The sequence below is a fragment of the Actimicrobium sp. CCI2.3 genome (assembly GCF_035019065.1).
Taxonomy (GTDB): Bacteria; Pseudomonadota; Gammaproteobacteria; order Burkholderiales; family Burkholderiaceae_D; genus Actimicrobium.
In genome coordinates, this window is the sequence record NZ_JASJWR010000018.1 from 75,499 (window position 1) to 93,053 (window position 17,555).

At 58.1% G+C, this 17,555-nt stretch carries 18 protein-coding genes; 6 read left to right on the forward strand and 12 right to left on the reverse strand.

What is annotated here, in order from left to right; genetic code table 11:
* Nucleotides 1–7 precede the first annotated feature (7 nt).
* On the reverse strand, nucleotides 8–1,210 hold the full coding sequence (locus QN370_RS11625) for an acetylornithine transaminase (RefSeq protein WP_322126525.1): 1,203 nt from the start codon (nucleotides 1,208–1,210) through the stop codon (nucleotides 8–10).
* A 209-nt stretch (nucleotides 1,211–1,419) separates the two neighbouring features.
* The gene (locus QN370_RS11630) at nucleotides 1,420–2,463 is read right to left on the reverse strand and encodes a CDP-6-deoxy-delta-3,4-glucoseen reductase (protein ID WP_322126526.1); all 1,044 of its coding nucleotides are present in this window, start codon (nucleotides 2,461–2,463) and stop codon (nucleotides 1,420–1,422) included.
* 12 nt (nucleotides 2,464–2,475) lie between these two features.
* Between QN370_RS11630 and QN370_RS11635 the strand changes: the two genes are divergently transcribed.
* A complete protein-coding gene (locus tag QN370_RS11635; protein ID WP_322126527.1) occupies nucleotides 2,476–3,366 on the forward strand; it encodes an SDR family oxidoreductase in 891 nt (296 codons plus the stop codon).
* Nucleotides 3,367–3,480: 114 nt separating this feature from the next.
* Entirely contained in the window at nucleotides 3,481–3,786 is a 306-nt protein-coding gene (locus tag QN370_RS11640; RefSeq protein ID WP_322126528.1) for an EF-hand domain-containing protein, read from the forward strand.
* A gap of 48 nt (nucleotides 3,787–3,834) precedes the next feature.
* Here the strand turns inward: QN370_RS11640 and QN370_RS11645 are convergent, their stop codons facing one another.
* Nucleotides 3,835–4,779, reverse strand: a complete 945-nt coding sequence (locus QN370_RS11645) for a LysR family transcriptional regulator (protein WP_322126529.1) — start codon at nucleotides 4,777–4,779, stop codon at nucleotides 3,835–3,837.
* Nucleotides 4,780–4,888: 109 nt separating this feature from the next.
* Between QN370_RS11645 and QN370_RS11650 the strand changes: the two genes are divergently transcribed.
* Complete coding sequence (locus QN370_RS11650) at nucleotides 4,889–6,142, forward strand: MFS transporter (protein ID WP_322126530.1); 1,254 nt, start codon at nucleotides 4,889–4,891, stop codon at nucleotides 6,140–6,142.
* Between the two features lie 12 nt (nucleotides 6,143–6,154).
* A complete protein-coding gene (locus tag QN370_RS11655; protein WP_322126531.1) occupies nucleotides 6,155–7,132 on the forward strand; it encodes an LLM class oxidoreductase in 978 nt (325 codons plus the stop codon).
* Between the two features lie 178 nt (nucleotides 7,133–7,310).
* Here the strand turns inward: QN370_RS11655 and QN370_RS11660 are convergent, their stop codons facing one another.
* From QN370_RS11660 to hda, 9 genes are all read right to left on the reverse strand, one after another.
* Nucleotides 7,311–7,802: a hypothetical protein gene (locus QN370_RS11660; protein ID WP_322126532.1), complete on the reverse strand. Its 492-nt coding sequence runs from the start codon at nucleotides 7,800–7,802 to the stop codon at nucleotides 7,311–7,313.
* Between the two features lie 192 nt (nucleotides 7,803–7,994).
* Entirely contained in the window at nucleotides 7,995–8,486 is a 492-nt protein-coding gene (locus tag QN370_RS11665; protein ID WP_322126533.1) for a hypothetical protein, read from the reverse strand.
* Nucleotides 8,487–8,621: 135 nt separating this feature from the next.
* Nucleotides 8,622–10,442, reverse strand: a complete 1,821-nt coding sequence (locus QN370_RS11670; protein WP_322126534.1) for a GspE/PulE family protein — start codon at nucleotides 10,440–10,442, stop codon at nucleotides 8,622–8,624.
* Between the two features lie 47 nt (nucleotides 10,443–10,489).
* Nucleotides 10,490–11,320, reverse strand: coding sequence for a 3-methyl-2-oxobutanoate hydroxymethyltransferase (gene panB, locus QN370_RS11675; protein ID WP_322126535.1), 831 nt, complete (start codon nucleotides 11,318–11,320; stop codon nucleotides 10,490–10,492).
* Between the two features lie 2 nt (nucleotides 11,321–11,322).
* On the reverse strand, nucleotides 11,323–11,964 hold the full coding sequence (locus QN370_RS11680; protein ID WP_322126536.1) for a deoxynucleoside kinase: 642 nt from the start codon (nucleotides 11,962–11,964) through the stop codon (nucleotides 11,323–11,325).
* A 4-nt stretch (nucleotides 11,965–11,968) separates the two neighbouring features.
* Nucleotides 11,969–12,514 carry a 2-amino-4-hydroxy-6-hydroxymethyldihydropteridine diphosphokinase gene (gene folK, locus QN370_RS11685; RefSeq protein WP_322126537.1) on the reverse strand — a complete coding sequence of 182 codons (546 nt, stop codon included), beginning with the start codon at nucleotides 12,512–12,514 and terminating at the stop codon, nucleotides 11,969–11,971.
* Nucleotides 12,511–13,878 (reverse strand): polynucleotide adenylyltransferase PcnB, encoded by a 1,368-nt coding sequence (gene pcnB, locus QN370_RS11690; protein WP_322126538.1) that lies wholly within the window; start codon nucleotides 13,876–13,878, stop codon nucleotides 12,511–12,513. Before pcnB ends, folK begins: the two co-directional genes overlap by 4 nt.
* Nucleotides 13,875–14,558, reverse strand: a complete 684-nt coding sequence (locus QN370_RS11695; protein ID WP_322126539.1) for an HAD family hydrolase — start codon at nucleotides 14,556–14,558, stop codon at nucleotides 13,875–13,877. Before QN370_RS11695 ends, pcnB begins: the two co-directional genes overlap by 4 nt.
* Complete coding sequence (gene hda / locus QN370_RS11700; RefSeq protein ID WP_322127216.1) at nucleotides 14,555–15,253, reverse strand: DnaA regulatory inactivator Hda; 699 nt, start codon at nucleotides 15,251–15,253, stop codon at nucleotides 14,555–14,557. Before hda ends, QN370_RS11695 begins: the two co-directional genes overlap by 4 nt.
* 189 nt (nucleotides 15,254–15,442) lie before the next feature.
* Between hda and purM the strand changes: the two genes are divergently transcribed.
* Both purM and QN370_RS11710 read left to right on the forward strand, forming a co-directional pair.
* The gene (purM, locus tag QN370_RS11705; RefSeq protein ID WP_322126540.1) at nucleotides 15,443–16,486 is read left to right on the forward strand and encodes a phosphoribosylformylglycinamidine cyclo-ligase; all 1,044 of its coding nucleotides are present in this window, start codon (nucleotides 15,443–15,445) and stop codon (nucleotides 16,484–16,486) included.
* Between the two features lie 570 nt (nucleotides 16,487–17,056).
* A complete protein-coding gene (locus QN370_RS11710; protein ID WP_322126541.1) occupies nucleotides 17,057–17,311 on the forward strand; it encodes a type II toxin-antitoxin system Phd/YefM family antitoxin in 255 nt (84 codons plus the stop codon).
* Nucleotides 17,312–17,555 lie beyond the last annotated feature (244 nt).

Sequence of the window (17,555 nt, forward strand, 5' to 3'; positions counted from 1 at the left end):
TACATGCTTAGTGACCGAGGTCGCGCATCACTTTTGAAAGCATCGCCAGCATCTGGTCGATCTCGGCATGCGTGACGTTGAGTGCCGGCATGAAGCGCAACAGGTCGGGGCGTGGCGAGTTCAGCAGCAGACCGAGCGGTTCGAGGTTACGTGCCGCTTCGACCAGTTGCGGACCGATATCCTTGCCCAGCATCAGCGCACGCAGCAAGCCTTCGCCACGTTCGCCCTGCAAGCCGTGTTCGGCGCACAGGGCCAGCAAGCCTTGCTGCAAATAGGCACCGCGTTCACGCACCGTTGGCAGGAAATCTGGTGCCAGTAGCGCATCGATCACGGCCACGCCGACGGCCGCCATCAGCGGATTGCCGTTGTAGGTGCCGCCCTGGTCGCCCGGTTCAAAGCAGGCGATTTCTTCGCGGCACAGCAGGGCGGCCAATGGCACGCCGCCACCAATGCCTTTGCCCAGCGTCATGATGTCCGGCTCGATGCCCGACAACTGATAGCCGAACAATTCGCCGGTGCGGCCCATGCCGCTCTGGACTTCATCGACCATCAGCAGAATGCCGCGCTCTTTGGTCAGGGCCCGCAAGGCCTGCATGAATTCGCGTGTGGCCGGAATGACGCCGCCTTCGCCCTGGACCGGTTCGAGCATCACGCCAATGGTGGTGTCGGTGATCAGGCGTTCGACGCTGGTGATGTCATTGAGGTCGGCTTTCGGAAAGCCCGGTACCTGCGGCGCGTACATCGTGTCCCAGCCCGGCTTGCCACTGGCCGACATCGTGGCCAGGGTACGGCCATGGAAGCTGTGGTCGAAGGTAATGATTTCGTAGCGATTTTCGCCCGCGGCATTCTTGAATTTCTTGCCGTATTTGCGCGCCAGCTTGATCGCTCCTTCATTGGCTTCGGCACCGCTACTGGCAAAAAAGACCCGGTCAAAACACGAGTTTGCGGTCAGCCGTGCAGCCAGTGCAATCGATGGCTCGTTGAAGAAGGCCGGTGACGGGTTGATTACCTTTTTCGATTGCGCGAGCAGCGCATCGCTGATGCATTGCGGTGCATGTCCAAGGCAGTTGACCGCCCAGCCCTGCAGGTAATCGAGATAGCGCTTGCCGGTACTGTCGGTGAGCCACATCCCGCTGCCTTCGGTAAAGACAATATGGGGACGGTTCGTAATGAACATCAGCGCATTGGTTTCGTATTGGTTGAATTCCATTTTCAGCGACTCCGCAAAAAGGTAAGGGCAAAGAAAAATCAGGCGAAAAAAAAGCCACAGGATCAGCCTGTGGCATCGGGATCAGTGAACGATCACCCGTGCGGCTTCCCGGACTGAGGCAGTCGGGATGGGCGTCGCGCGTGTTGTCTGGTGAGGTTCATGACCCGATGGTAGGGCGTTTGGCACGGGGCGTCAAAGCGTTTTTCAACTCATCCGGGAACCGTTGGATTGGCGGCGATATCGGCTTCGCTGGTGAAGGCATCGGCAAAGAACTCTTCTGCGGGCAAATGGCAGTGCTCCACGAACTCGCGTTGCGCGGCATCGACCATGACCGGGACGCCACAGGCATACACCTGATACGCGCTCAGATCGGGAAAGTCGTCCATTACGGCGCGATGGACAAAGTCGGTCCGGCCCTGCCAGTGGTCTTCGGGCATGGCATTCGATACCACCGGTACGTAAGTGAAACCGGGCACGTTGCGGGCCCATTCTTCACACAGGGCGTTCATGTACAAATCGTGCGGGCGACGACCGCCCCAGTACAAGGTCATCGACCGGCCGCTGTTTTTTTCGATGGCTTGTTCGATGATGGCCTTGATCGGCGCAAAGCCGGTGCCGGAGGCAACCAGTACCATCGGCTTGGCGGATTCATCACGCAAAAAGAAGGTGCCGTGCGGGCCTTCAAAGCGCAGGATGTCGCGCTCTTTCATCGTGTTGAACACATGGTCGGTGAACAGGCCACCGGGTGTATGGCGGACATGCAGCGTGATCTGTTCGTCGAGATGCGGTGCGTTGGCCATGCTGTAGCTGCGGCGTTTGCCATCCTTGAGCAGGAATTCGATGTACTGACCGGCACGATATTGCAACCGTTCGCTGGCCGGCAATTGCAGGGCCAGCAGCATGACGTCGTCGGTCAGGCGTTCGAGTTTTGCAACGCGGGATGGTAATTTCTTGATCGGAAAATCGCCGATGCCGGCCACTTCGCGCACTTCGATGTGCAGATCGCCGTGGGGCATGGCGCAGCAAAACAGCGCGCCACCGGCTTCTTCTTCGTCCACCGACAGGGCTCTGGCCTGATGCGTTCCATGGGTGACGGCACCACTGAGGACTTTACCTTTGCAGCTGCCGCAGGCGCCATTTTTGCAGCCATATGGCAGGCCGACGCCGGCGCGGATTGCCGCTGCCAGGACGGTTTCATCGGCAGCACAGCTGAACTGGTGCCCGCTAGGAGCGACGGTAATCTGGAAAGTCATACAATCCTGAACATGAATAAAAGTCTGACTACAAAAAAAATTGGCCTGCCGCGTTTGCTGATCATCGGATGTGGCGATGTCGGGATGCGCTTGTTGCCACTGCTACGCGAACGCTTCCGGATTGTCGCCGTGACCAGTCAGCCTGGCCGCGTTGCCGAACTGCGTGCCGCCGGTGCCGTACCGATCGTCGCCAACCTCGACGAGCGACCCAGTCTTGCGCGTCTGGCGCGACTGGCACCCTACGTGGTCCACTTGGCACCACCACAAAGCGAAGGCACGACCGACCGGCGCACACGCAACTTGTGCGCCATTTTACCTGACGCAGCCACTGTCGTTTATGTCAGCACCAGCGGCGTGTATGGAGATTGCGCGGGCACGCTCATTGATGAAACCCGGCCGGTCAATCCGGTCAACGCGCGCGCGAAGCGACGGGTCGATGCCGAGCAGGTTTTGCGCACCTGGGCCCGGCGTGCACATGGCCGGCTCGGCATCCTGCGCGTGCCCGGAATTTATGGTGCCGACCGCTTGCCGCTGGAGCGTTTGCGCAAAGGCACGCCGGCACTGATTGCTGCGGATGACGTCTACACCAACCACATCCATGCCGATGATCTGGCGCGGATCATCGTGACCGCGTTGTTCCGCTTGCAGCCAAACCGGGTCGTGCACACGGTCGATGATTCGGCGATGAAGATGGGCGAGTATTTCGATACCGTTGCCGATGCCTTCGGCCTGCCGCGACCGCCGCGCCTGCCGCGTGTCGAATTACGCGAACTGGTCTCGCCGATGCTGCTGTCATTCATGTCGGAGTCGCGCCAGTTGAGCAACCGGCGACTGAAGCAGGAACTTGGCGTGCGCCTGCGTTATCCCACGGTGAATGATGCCTTGCGTGCGATTAAATTGTGAGTCAGCTTGGACACGGTCATGGGTGCTGACGCACGTACGTCTTTCGCTATCGTGGGTTAGGATGGTTACTCGTATTTAGCTTCATTTTTAAATTTCCCAGATAAAGGATCCGCGATGAAAAACTTGACGACTTCACTGATTGCCGGCGCACTGCTGTGTATTTCCTCCGCTACGTTCGCTGCCAGCCACACGGCAGCGCCATCAGCACCGATGTCTGAAGATGGCGCCAAGCCGATGATGCACAAGGAAAAAGACGGCAAGCATATGGCGATGATGATGGAAATGGATACCAACGGCGATGGCATGATTTCCAAAGAGGAATTCATGAAGCATCACGAAAAAATGTTCGATGCGATGCCGAAGAACAAGGATGGACTGGTCGACCTGAAAGCCATGCATGCGCCGGCAATGAAGAAATAGATTTTTCGTACCAGCGAACGCATGCGAAGCCGTTAATTTAACCGCCGGTCACACAGGGTTCGAAACACCCTCAGTGGCAGTAATGGGCCGGATGTTAAGCGATGCTTCGAAATGCGAGATCAGCGCCTGCACTTTGGGCGCGTGTTCGCGACTGCGCTGCCAGACAATATGTAGCGGCAGTCCCTGCGTCGCAAGCTGGGGCAATATCTTGACCAGGCGTCCGTCCTGGATTTGTTGCCCGACGAGCCAGGTAGCGAGTTGGGCAATCCCCAAACCTCTTTCTACGGCGGCGACTTGCGCCTCGGCCTGGGCAAGCACAATCCGGCCGCTGACCTGTTGTCGCGCCAATGGCTTTTGCTCCTCTTTGATTAACAAGGGGCTGGAACTCCCATCTGCTTTCCCATAAAGAATGATGTCGTGATTCAGCAGATCATTGACGTCGCGGGGCTGTCCGTGCGCCGAGAGGTAGCCTGGCGAGGCGCAAAAAATCAGTTCTTCATATCCCAGGCACTTGTAGCCGACAGTTGCCGGCCACGTGTCATCCCCGCCGATTCTCACCACGACGTCCAGGCCATCTTCTACGACGTCGACAAACCGGTCGGTAAACGATACGTGGGGGATGACTTGCGGGTATTTTTCGGCAAAGGTCAAGACGGATGCAGACGCTTGTATTCGACCGAAGGTCGCCGGTAAATCCACTCTCAGTCGTCCGGAAGGAATACTTTCTTCACCGGACAGTATCCGTTCCGCCGCCTCCACCTCATCAAGCACCCGTGCGCAGACCTTGTAGAACTCCTCGCCGGCGTCGGTCATCTCCAGTTTGCGTGTGGTCCGTTCGAATAGCGGTTTCTTCAATCGGGACTCGAGCCGGGCAATTGCCTTTCCCACTGCCGACTTAGTCAAATTGAGACGATCGGCGGCAGCCGTGAAGCTGCCTGCTTCTACGACGGCAACGAATGTTTCAAGGCCTTTCAGACGTTCTGCGGGTGTCATGGTCAAGTTTTAAGTGGAAATTATTTCTACAGTATCAAAGAATTTATATCCGCAACAAGAATTTAATTCCTATATATGATGAACTCTGTCTTTTTTAGAGTGAACTGCAATGTCTAATGTCAAAATCCCGAATTCCGAGCCTCAGTTGGCTCCTGCTTCCACAACAGGAAGTACGGCATCAATTGCCATCCTCGCCGTGGCGGCATTCGTTATCGTTACCACCGAGTTCCTGATCATCGGACTGCTGCCTGCTCTCGCACGTGACCTTGGCATCTCTGTCACCACGGCGGGCCAGTTCGTTACCTTGTTCGCCATTGTGGTGATGGTGTGCGGGCCGTTCCTGACTGCCGCGCTGGCCAACATCGAGCGCAAGCGCTTGTTCATTGCGATCCTCGTGTTGTTTGCGTTCTCCAATGCCTTGGCGGCTGTCGCACCGAATGTCTGGGTGCTGGCCATCGCGCGTCTGCTGCCGGCGCTTGCACTGCCCGTGTTCTGGGGCACGGCGAGCGAAACGGCATCGCAAATCGCCGGTCCAGGCAAAGCTGGCAGTGCGGTGTCCAGGGTTTATCTGGGCATCTCTGCGGCGATGCTGTTCGGCATTCCGCTAGGTACGCTGGCGTCGGATGCCATCGGTTGGCGCGGAGCCTTTGCCTTGCTGGCGGGGTTGTCGCTGGTAATCGCTGTCCTGATGTTCCTGAGCATGCCGACGGTGCGCTCCTCACAACCTGCGAGCATGGCTGATCAGGCAAAGATTCTCAAAAGTCCATTTTTTCTGGCCAACGTCGGGCTGTCAATACTGGTCTTTACCGCCATGTTCACCGGCTACACGTATCTGGCCGAGATGCTGGAAAAGTCCGCTGGCATCGCTTCGGCACAGGTTGGCTGGTGGCTGATGGGTTTTGGTGCCGTAGGGTTGTTTGGTAACTGGCTCGGTGGTCTGTGGGTCGATAAAAAGCCGCTCGCCACCACTGCCATTTTCAGCGTGCTGCTGGCCGTCGGTATGGCTGCATCAATGGCGCTGGCCGGGAACAGTATCTGGTTTGCTATTGCTCTGGGTACATGGGGCATCGCCAATACGGCCCTTTATCCTATTTGCCAGATCCGCGTCATGAAAGCGGCTTCGAAGGCGCAGGCACTGGCAGGCACGATCAATGTCTCTGCTGCCAACGGCGGGATCGCGCTCGGTGCAGTACTCGGCGGACTCAGTATTGCAGCCTGGGGGACAGGCAGTGTCGGCTTTGTATCGGCTGCCATCGCGGTGCTGGCTGCGCTGGCCGCAGCGCTGGTCTCAAAATTGGCACCGACGACGGCGTCATCCGGTCCTGCGAACAAGGTCCCGTCCGCTTCGCCTGCTCGCTCATAAGGAGTTTTCCTGATGCTTCAACCATCGATAGGACCGATACCCGCAGAGCTCGTCAGTCATCCTGGATACCAGCGGGTATTCAGGCCAGGTCGACTGACATTTGGCTTCATCATGCCTCTGGAAGGCTATCCTGACTCGCCCTTTCCGACATTGGAAAATCATCAACGGCTGGCGCGGATGGCGGACGAGGCGGGATTTTCTGCCTTGTGGCTGCGCGATGTTCCGTTCTACGATCCCAGCTTCGGCGACACCGGGCAGATGCTCGATCCGATGGTCTACCTGGGCTTCCTGGCCGCGCACACACGCCGGATTGCACTTGGCACGGCCGGGATCATAGCGACACTGAGGGAGCCACTCATCGTCGCCAAACAAGCCGTGTCAGTCGACCAGTTGCTGGGCGGTCGCTTCCTGCTTGGCCTGTCCACCGGCGACCGTGCGATCGAGTATCCGGCTTTCAATGCCAACTACGAAAACCGGAGCGAACGCTATCGCGAGGCCTTCAGTCTCATCAAAGTGGTCACCGAACAAGACTTTCCTGGCGCGAAAACAACGCATTACGGGACGCTCGATGGTGCCATTGACCTGATCCCCAAACCGGTCGGAAAGCGCTTGCCGATGATTGTCGTCGGGCGTGCCCGGCAAGACATGGAGTGGATCGCCACGCACAGTGACGGATGGATCTGGCATCTCAGTGATTTCAAACGCCTGCCGCAGTTGATCGAACTGTGGCGTGCCAGTCATCAGGATCAATGGATCAAGCCGTATGGCTACGGCACCATGTTCGACCTGTCCGAAGACCCGCATGAGCCGCTGCGCATCATGGGCAACGGTGTTCGGGCTGGCCGTAATGCGCTCATTGAATTGTTTCACGAGCAGCAGCAGCAAGGTGTCAGCCACGTTGCGCTCAACCTGAAGCCGCTGCGCAGGCCGGCCCATGAAGCACTGGCCGAGTTGGCCGAATATGTGTTGCCACTGTTTCCGGCCGAGTAAATTTTTCATACCCGAGCTCCCATAAGCTCATCTCATGAACGCGCCACGCACTACCGCGAAGCACTGATTGCAGAAGTATTCCGGTTACTCGATACGCGGCTTGACCACATTGAAGCACGCATGAAAAATGCCGTTCAGTTTTAAACTGAACGGCATTTTTTATTGTGCGACCGGCTGATTATTTAACCGTTGCTGCTTTCACGTCAGCCTTGCCTTCGGCTTTCACTGCGGCGGTTTCTGCCTTGGCTTTCATCTTGTCTGCGCTGGCTTCGACTTTGACGTTGTTGGCTTTTTCGTCAGCGTTGATGCTGGTTTTTTCTGCTTTGACATCGGACTTTGCGGTGGTCATATCGGCCTTGGCTTCTGCCTTGGTCTTGTCGGCCGGAGCTGCGCTGGCGACATCATGTTTTGCTTCGGCTTTAGCTTTGGCAGATTTCGCATGGGCCTTGGCTTTCTTGGCTTCGGCCTTGGTCACGGCCTTGTCGACGGAGGCATTTGCTTTGACATCGGTCTTGGCTTCTGCGGTAACGGCTTTGGTGTCGGCCTTGCTGGCGTTGGCTTCAGCCTTGACGACGGCTGGTGTGGCAGGAGCGGCGACCGGGGCAGGAGCTTGTGCAAAAACTGAGGTAGCGAACAGACCGGCGATGAGGGCAGCGATTAATTTGTTCATGATATTTCCTTGGTAGAGTCAGTAGCCGGGATGGCTTGCAGTGCAGTCAATGACGGCAGTCAGTGCTCGTCGTTGACGCGGTTTTGTCTTGCTTTGTGAGCGGTTGTAACGACATCGAAGAAACGGATTTTTCAGTTTCGGCCAACAAACAAGACAGGTAGTACCTGCCTTATTTGTTGTGGTGCCGACTGATTATTTGACGGTTGCTGCTTTCACGTCAGCCTTGCCTTCGGCTTTGACCGTGGCGGTTTCTGACTTGGCTTTCGTCTTGTCTGCACCAGCTTCGACTTTGACCTTGTCGGCTTTTTCGTCAGCCTTGATGCCGGTTTTTTCTGCCTTGACATCGGCCTTCGCAGTGGTCATATCGGCCTTGGCTTCTGCCTTGGTCTTGTCTGCTGGAGCGGCACTGGCGACATCATGTTTTGCTTCGGCTTTAGCTTTGGCAGATTTCGCATGGGCCTTGGCTTTCTTGGCTTCGGCCTTGGTGACGGCCTTGTCAACGGAGGCGTCTGCTTTGACATCGGTCTTGGCTTCGGCGGTAACCGATTTGGTGTTTGCGCTGGAGGCTTTTGCTTCAGCCTTGACGACTGCCGGTGTGGCAGGTGCAGCGACCGGGGCAGGAGCTTGTGCAAAAACGGAAGTGGCAAACAGACCGGCGATGAGGGCAGCGACTAATTTGTTCATGGTATTTCCTTGGCAGAGTCAGCAGCCGGGATGGCTTGCAGTGCAGTCAATAACGCCACCCGGAGATCATCGTTGACCCGGTTTCGTCTTGCTTTGTGAGCGGTTGTAACGGTGCTCCTGCTGTGTGCGCAGCGTTCAGGTCAATGACGACGTTACCTTCAGCACTTCATCGGCGGTCGTGGTGCCGTCGATGATTTTCATCGCACCGGCAACTCGCAGCGGTTGCATGCCATCGCGGATGCTTTGCTGGCGCAGCGCATGGATGTCGCTTTCTGCCTTGATCAGTTTTGAAAATGGTTGCGACACCATCAGCAATTCGTAGAGTCCGGTGCGACCGCGAAAGCCCGTGTGACGGCATTCGGTGCAGCCCACCGGGCGATAGATCGCGGCGGGTTTCGGGATCGTGAAACCTTCGGTCAGGCTGGCCCAGACTTCATCCTGCAAGTGGCCATCGGGGGTCTTGCAGTCACTGCACAAGGTGCGCACCAGGCGCTGCGCCATGATGCCGATCAGCGTGCTTTCGAGCAGGTAGTACGGCACGCCCAGTTCGAGCAAGCGCATCACTGCCGATGGCGCGTCGTTGGTGTGCAGCGTTGATAGCACCAGATGCCCGGTGAGCGCGGCCTGGATGGCCATCTCGGCAGTTTCGAGGTCGCGGATTTCACCGACCATGATGATGTCGGGATCTTGCCGCATCAGCGCGCGCACGCCATCGGCGAAAGTCAGGTCGATGCCATGCTGGATCTGCATCTGGTTAAACGAGGGCTCGACCATTTCGATCGGGTCTTCGACGGTGCAGACATTGACCTCGGACGTCGCCAGCGCCTTGAGCGTCGTGTAGAGCGTCGTAGTCTTGCCCGAACCGGTCGGGCCGGTGACGAGAATGATGCCATGTGCGCGCTTGGTCAGCGTATCCCAGCGTAGCGCATCGTCGGGCGGGAAGCCCAGCTCCGGCAAGGTCTTGACGACCACCTCCGGATCGAAAATCCGCATCACCAGTTTTTCACCAAAGACGGTCGGCAGGGTCGATAGCCGCAGTTCGATTTCCTGGCCTTGCGGTGTGCGGGTCTTGATGCGGCCATCGAGCGGGCGACGTTTTTCGATGACGTCCATGCGACCCAGCAGCTTGATGCGTGCGGTCATCGCAATCATCACCGCCGCGGGTACCTGATAGACCTGATGCAGTACGCCATCGATGCGAAAACGGATCGCGCTGAAGTCGCGCTTGGGTTCGAGATGGATGTCCGACGCACGCTGTTCAAACGCGTATTGCCACAGCCAGTCGACGATGTTGATGATGTGCTGGTCGTTGGCATCGACCTGCCGGTTGCCTTGTCCGAGTTCGACCAGTTGCTCGAAATTGTGACGCGTGGCGATGTCCTGGCCGTTGAGCTTGTGGGCACCCTTGATCGATTTGGCGAGCGTGAAAAATTGCGCGGTGTATTGCGCAATGTCGAGCGGGCTGGCGATCACCAGGCGCACGCTGCGCCGGGTGATCTTGGCGATTTCGGCCAGCCAGTCGGTTGAAAACGGTTCCGCCGTGGCGACGATCAGTTCGGTCGCGGTTAGTTCAATCGGCAGGATATGAAAGCGTGCCGCGTAGCCGGCCGACATCACATCGGCGACTTTGGTGAAGTCGATTTTTAGCGGATCAATGCGATAGAACGGCAGGTTGACCTTGCCGGCCATCCACTCGGTAAGCAGGTCCAGCGTCAGCAAGCGGTGCGGTGGCAGCGCCGAGGTCAGCTTCGATTGCGCTACCGCAGTCAGCGGATGCATGGTCAGCGTGGCGTTGCGCAGGATGCCCTGGGCGGCGGTGTAGCGCGCCTTGACATCGGCCTTGTTGACGATGCCGTCAGCGAGCAACCACGTGAACACTTGCTGCAGGTCGATGAACTTGCTGCTGGCCTGAGAGACGGGAGTCGGTTGGGCTGACTGCGCTGACTGAGCTGACATGGCTGGTACGCTTTCGCTGAGCGGTGGACGACGATTCGAAAAGTCTCTCAGAAGCAGTGTTCGGCAGCCGGGAAAGAGCCCTCCTTGACGGCCTTGATGTAGGCGCTGACGGCGGCGTCGATGCTGCTTTGTCCCTCCATGAAGTTTTTCACGAAGCGCGCCTTACGACCCGGAAACGCTCCCAGCATGTCATGCATGACCAGTACCTGACCAGAACAATCGGGTCCGGCACCGATGCCGATGGTCGGCACCTCCAGTAGTGCTGTTGTTTCTTTGCCGAGCGCGGCTGGAATCGCTTCAAACAGGACGATGGCCGCCCCGGCCGCTTGCAATGCCAGCGCATCGGACTTGAGCAAGTCGGCACTGGCAATGGACTTGCCTTGCACCTTGTAACCGCCAAGCTGATGCACCGATTGCGGTGTCAGACCCAGATGCGCACAGACCGGTACGCCGCGCTCGGTCAGAAAACGCACGGTCTCGACCAGCCAGCTGCCGCCTTCGAGCTTGACGATCTGGGCACCGGCCTGCATCAGCAGGACCGCATTGGCATAGGCGCTTTCGGGTGTGGCGTAGCTGCCGAAGGGCAGGTCGGCCATCAGTAGCGCAGTATGGTTGCCGCGCGCGACACAGGCGGTGTGATAGACCATGTCGGCCACAGTGACCGGCAAGGTTGAATCGTGACCCTGGGTGACCATGCCAAGCGAGTCGCCGACCAGCATGATCTCGATGCCGCAGCGATCCATCAGGGCTGAAAAACTGGCGTCATAGCACGTCAGCATGGTGATTTTTTCGCCGGCCTGACGCAGCGCTGCCAGCGTATGAATGGTGACCGGCTTGTTGCGGCCGGCGCTCTGGTTTTCTTGCAGATATCCTGCCATCGTCATTCCCCGAGGTTGAAGAACTCGCGCTTGCCGCGCATGTTCCGGATGTGCATCACCAGCAGGTTGAAGTCTTCGTCGCGCTCGATCGGATTGAAGTGATCGGCATTGACGATCAACAGCGGCGCTGCATCATAGTGATAGAAAAAACGGCTGTAGCTTTCGCACACGCGCGTCAGATAGTTTTCCGAGATGCCGGCTTCGACCGTGACGCCGCGCTTGCGCACGCGTTCGATCAGCGTGGCCGGTTCGGCTTGCAGATAGATCACAAGATCCGGCACCGGTGCTTGCGGGTGCAGGTGGTCATACATTTGCTGGTACAGGTTGAGTTCGTCATCGCCCAGCGTCAGGCGGGCAAACAGCGGATCTTTGTCGATCAGAAAATCGGACACCAGCGACGCATTGAAAAAATCCGTTTGCGCCAGATCACGTAACTGGTTCATGCGCTGGAACAGGAAGAACATCTGCGTCGGCAGCGCGTAGCGTTCGGCATCGCCGTAAAAGCGTTCCAGGAAAGGGTTCTCTTCGGGGCGCTCAAGCAGCAGTTGCGCACCGAAATTTTCGCCGAGTTTTTGGGCCAAGGAGGATTTGCCGACGCCGATCGGACCTTCCACAACGATGTAATTGTATTTATCGAAATTCATGATCTCAAGAAGAAAGTCCACCCATCACATCACCATCGGACAGCAGCCGCACGGGTTTGTCCATGCACGACCGCTGCACCATTTTTTGTATGACTTGCCCGGCGACGTCAGCGACGAACGTATGCGCCGGTCCGTAGCCGGGAATATCGATCAGCGCATCAAGCTGCAAGAGCGGGATCAGCGTAAACGCCCGTTGCGTCAGGCGCGGATGCGGCACGGTCAGCGTCGTCGTTTGATGCTGTTCGCTGCCAAACAACAGCACGTCGAGATCGAGCGTGCGCGGCGCATTCGGAAAAGGCCGCTCCCGCCCGAACGCCAATTCGATCTGCTGCAAGTGCGCCAGCAAGTCCGGTGCGCTCAGGCGCGTGTCGAGTTGGGCGACGGCATTGACGAAATCGTCACCGGTCGCGTCGACCGGCGCACTGCGAAACAGGCTCGATTGCGCGCTCAGTCTGGTTTCAGGCAGCGCATCGATTGCCAGCAGCGCACGCTCCACCGTGTCGCGTGCGTCGCCCAGGTTGGCGCCCAGGCCAACATACGCAATGGTCACTCGCTGCTTCCGCTGGCACCGTCTTCCGGCTTGGCGCGGCCACGTCCGCCACGGCGCTTGGCACGTTTGGGTGCGCCGGTCGACTCGTTGCTGCGCGGTTTTGGTACTTGCAGCTGTTCCCGAACGACGACGTCACCTTCCATGAAATCGGTCCACCATTCGCCCAGTTCGGATTCGATTTCACCGGAGGCGCAACGCAACAGCAGGAAGTCATAGCCGGCACGCAGACGCAGATTTTCCAGCAGCTTGTAAGGTGCCCTGCCCGTACGGCGCTCGAAGCGCGGTTGCATGGCCCAGATATCGCGCATGTCGGAGGCGATCTTGCGTTGCAGCGAGAGCTTTTCGGTCTGGTTGTCGAGGACATCATCGGCGGCCAGATGCAGCGCCGGGATCGAGGCTTCACCGGCGGCCTGATAGGCCGTCCATTTTTCGAGCACCTGATGCCACAGCAAGGACGCAAACAGAAAGCCCGGCGACACCGGTTTGCCTTGCTTGATGCGCAGGTCGGTACTGGCCAGCGCCAGCCGGACGAATTTTTCGCCCAGCGGTTGTTCCAGCACGACGTCGAGCAGCGGCAGCAAGCCGTGATGCAAGCCTTCCTTGCGCAATTGGTGCAGGCACGCCAGCGCATGGCCGCTCATCAGCAGCTTGAGCATTTCGTCGAACACCCGTGCCGCCGGCACGTTGTTGATCAGCGGTGCCATCGTCTTGATCGGTGCCGCAGTGGCGGCATCGATGGTGAAGTCGAGCCTGGCCGCGAAGCGCACCACGCGCAGCAGACGTACCGGATCTTCGCGATAGCGCTCTTCCGGTACGCCGATGATGCGCAAGGTCTTGTTGCGGATATCGGCCATGCCGCCGTGGTAATCGAGCACGGTTTGTGTCTCGGGATCGTAGTACATCGCATTGATGGTGAAGTCGCGCCGGATCGCATCTTCATGTTGTTCGCCGAAGGTATTGTCACGCAGGACGCGGCCGTGCTCGTCCTTCGGCGCGGCTTCCATCGAAGACCCGCGAAAGGTCGTCACTTCCAGCAAATCCTGGCCAAACATCACGTGCACGATCTGGAAGCGGCGGCCAATGATGAAGGCCCGGCGAAACAATTTTCGGACTTGATCCGGCGTCGCATTGGTGGCGATGTCAAAGTCTTTCGGCTTGATCCCGAGCAGCAGGTCGCGTACCGCGCCGCCGACCAGAAACGCCTTGAAGCCGGCCTGCTGCAAACCTTGCGTGACACGGATCGCATTTGATGACACCAGCTTCGGATCAATGCCATGTTCTTTCTGACTCAACATGACCGGGACGGTGTGATCAACCGGTTTGGATTTGCTGCCGAGAATGCGGCGGAAGAATTTTGTGATCATTGAGCGGGAACACTGAACAGGTCGAGGGTGGGCCAGCCCTGCGCATGGGCATGCGCGGCCAGCAGGGCATTGGGATTGGTCGCCACCGGATTGGTCACCAGCGACAACAGCGGAATATCGTTTTGCGAATCGCTGTAGAAGTAGCTGGTAGCGAAGTCGTCGAGCCGGCGTTGCGTTGCCGCCAGCCAGATGCCGAGGTTGGTGACCTTGCCGGGTCCGAACGGTGGCGTGCCGCGCGACTTGCCGGTGAATCCGCCGTCGGCATCGTGTTCGGCTTCCGCAGCGATCAGGTTGGCCACGCCGAACGCCTGGGCGATCGGTGCCGTGATGAAGCGGTTGGTGGCCGTGATGATCAGGATTTCGTCACCGGCATCCTGATGTTGTCGGACCAGTGCCAGCGCAGCGGGGCGGATCGCCGGCACGATCACTTCGTCCATGAATTGCTGGTGCCACGCATCGAGCTGTTTGCGTGGAAACGCAGACAGCGTGCCGAAAGCGAATTCGAGATATTCAATCGGGTCCAATGACCCGTCCTGATATTGCGCAAAGAAGGTCGCATTGCGTTTGGCAAAGGCTTCCGCATTGACGGCACCGATGCGACAAATGAACTGGCCCCACTCGTAATCGGAGTCGAGCGGCAAGAGCGTATGGTCGAGGTCGAAAATGGCCAGATTGCTCATGGTGACAGGGTGCTTTCTTGTTCGCGTAGTTCACGTTGCAGGAGTTCGCGCAGCAGCGGCAGGGTGACTGGTCGCTTGGTCTCGAGAGAGTATTGATCCAGTTCGTCGAGCATTGCGGACAGGGAGCGCATGTCGCGCCGGAAGTGGGTGATGAGGTAGGGTAACACGCCGGTTGCGAGCGTAAAACCACGGGTGCGGGCGGCCAGCGTCAGGGCAGCAATTTTTTCATCATCGGTCAAGCCATGGACTTCATAAATCAGGCCCCAGCCCAGCCGGGTGCGCAAGTCTTCGCGCAAGTCGAGTCGGGCAGGTGGCAACGCGCCACTGGAAATGAGCGCGCCACCGTATTCGCGGATCTGGTTGAACAGGCCGAAGGCGGCGATCTGCAAGTCGTCGGACAGGCGATCGCAATCATCGAGCAAATACAAGCCGATATCGGGCGCATGGATAAAGTCGGCCGGCGGTGAAGTCGGGCCGATCAGACGCGTGCTGGCCGTGGTGTTGAGCGCGTGCAGCAAGTGACTTTTGCCGGCGCCGGCTTCACCCCAGCAATACACGAAGCGCGCACTGAGCGGCAGCTTGTCGCCATACGCATGCTGGCTTAGCAGGGCCAGCAGCTCGGTATTGCGGCCAGGCTCGAAATTGTCGAGGTTCTGCGGTTTTTCGCCGGGCAAATCGAGCAGCATCTGGCGCATTGGCGGACAGTAAGAGGTCGGGTCAGGAAGGACTGCCATCGGGGTCTAGCTAGCCTGGTAGAAAGAAATTGTCATGAACTGGGAGCTCGCGGGCGCTGTTTGATAAAATGGGTGCTTCTGCAAAGGCCATCGTTCGCAATGGCCTTTGTTTCAACCGCCTATTTTAACGCCTCCGCTGCCAATCACATCATGAGTACCCCTGCAAACGTTTCACTTTCCTACCGCGATGCGGGTGTTGACATGGATGCCGGCGATGCGCTGGTCGAAGCCATCAAGCCCTTCGCAAAACGCACCGCCCGTGAAGGCGTACTGGCCGGCATCGGTGGTTTCGGTGCGATGTTTGAAGTCAGCAAGAAATTCAAGGAGCCGGTGCTGGTCTCCGGTACCGACGGCGTCGGCACCAAGCTCAAGCTGGCATTTCATCTGAATCGCCATGACACGGTCGGCATCGATCTGGTCGCGATGAGCGTCAACGACATTCTGGTGCAAGGTGCCGAGCCGCTGTTCTTCCTCGACTATTTTGCCTGCGGCAAGCTCGATGTCGCGACTGCGACCGATGTCATCAAGGGTATTGCCTTTGGTTGCGAGCAAGCCGGTTGCGCCCTCATCGGTGGCGAGACCGCAGAAATGCCAAGCATGTATCCGGATGGCGAATACGACCTGGCCGGCTTCGCGGTCGGCGCGGTTGAAAAATCAAAAATCATCGACGGCAGCAAGATCAAGTCCGGCGATGTGGTACTGGGACTGGCATCGAGCGGCGCGCATTCAAACGGCTATTCGCTGGTGCGCAAGATCATCGCGATGGCCAAGCCCGACCTCGATGCCGACTTCCATGGCCGCACACTGGCCGATACGCTGATGGCCCCCACCCGCATTTACGTCAAGCCGCTGCTGGCACTGATGGCGTCGATGGAGATCAAGGGCATGGTCCACATCACTGGTGGCGGATTGGTTGAAAACGTGCCGCGCGTGTTGCAGAGTCACTTGACAGTCGTGCTGCAGAAAAAATCCTGGGTCATGCCGCCGCTGTTCAACTGGTTGCAGATGCACGGCAACGTGGCGGACGCCGAGATGCACCGCGTCTTCAACTGCGGTATCGGCATGGTCGTCATTGTCGCCAAGGAAGATGCCGACGCGGCCATGGCGCAGCTGACCGAAGCCGGCGAGACCGTCTCGCGCATCGGTGTCGTGCGCGAGCGGCAGGATGGCGAGCATCAGACGCAGGTGGAGTAAGTTTGTTCAACGGCAGATCGCCCGATCTGCCGTATTCAAAAAGGCGGCTCATGTCGATGACGCATCGTTTCCAGCTGGTCGACGTGTTCAGCGAGCAGCCTTTTGCTGGTAATCCGCTGGTAACTCGTCTTCGATGCCGACGAGTTGCCCGAAACCGCGTTTCTGCTGATTCCCGACTAGCCCCTTTCCGACCACCGCCTGCGTACTTTTACGCTCGATCGCGAACTGCCTTTTAATCGACTCCGTGGTGGCAGTCGGTGCAATGCCCTTTGGTTATTGCACCAACCGTCAAACGAAGCGACCTGTTCGCCAAGGCATCCGGCGCCTTTTTTTGCACGATCAATCTTCATTAGCGTCACTGTGATGCCTGCGATTTGATGCCATGCGGTTATCGCACTCTTTACGCTGCGTCGGGGCCGGCATTTTTTGTCGTCGTGTTGGTAAAAGATGGCGGCCCCGCTGTGTTTTGTGGCGATATATTTTTGGTTGAAGCGGATGCCCTCCGCATTGCTTGAGGCTCGACGTCCTGCTTGATAAACTGAATTTTTATTTCGTGACCAGAGGCACATCATGCACACATGGACAGTCCACGATGCAAAAGCACGTTTTAGCGAACTACTTGATACGTGTATTCAGGAGGGGCCGCAACTGGTAACACGGCGTGGTGCCGACGCGGCGATACTTGTGCCGATTGCACAGTGGCAGCGGCTAAATCCGGTTGCGCATGCGACATTGAAAGAGTTGTTGCTCTCAGAAGTAGGGCGGGTCGATCTAGTATTGCCGACACGCGGTCGGACAAACCGCCGTCGCAATTCTACGCTGTAGAGAAAACGTGTTTTTGATCGATACCAACGTGATTTCTGAACTCCGTCGGCCCAAGCCGCACGGTGCCGCTGCCTTTTAATCGACTCCGTGGTGGCAGTCGGTGCAATGCCCTTTGGTTATTGCACCCTACGGGTCGGCGGTACGCGACGAGGCAAGATTATCAAAGAGTAGATACTCTGTTCAAAAGCAAGCCTTTTTCAGGTTGAAGAGCGAATCATTTGAGCAGGGACCGCATAGAATCGCG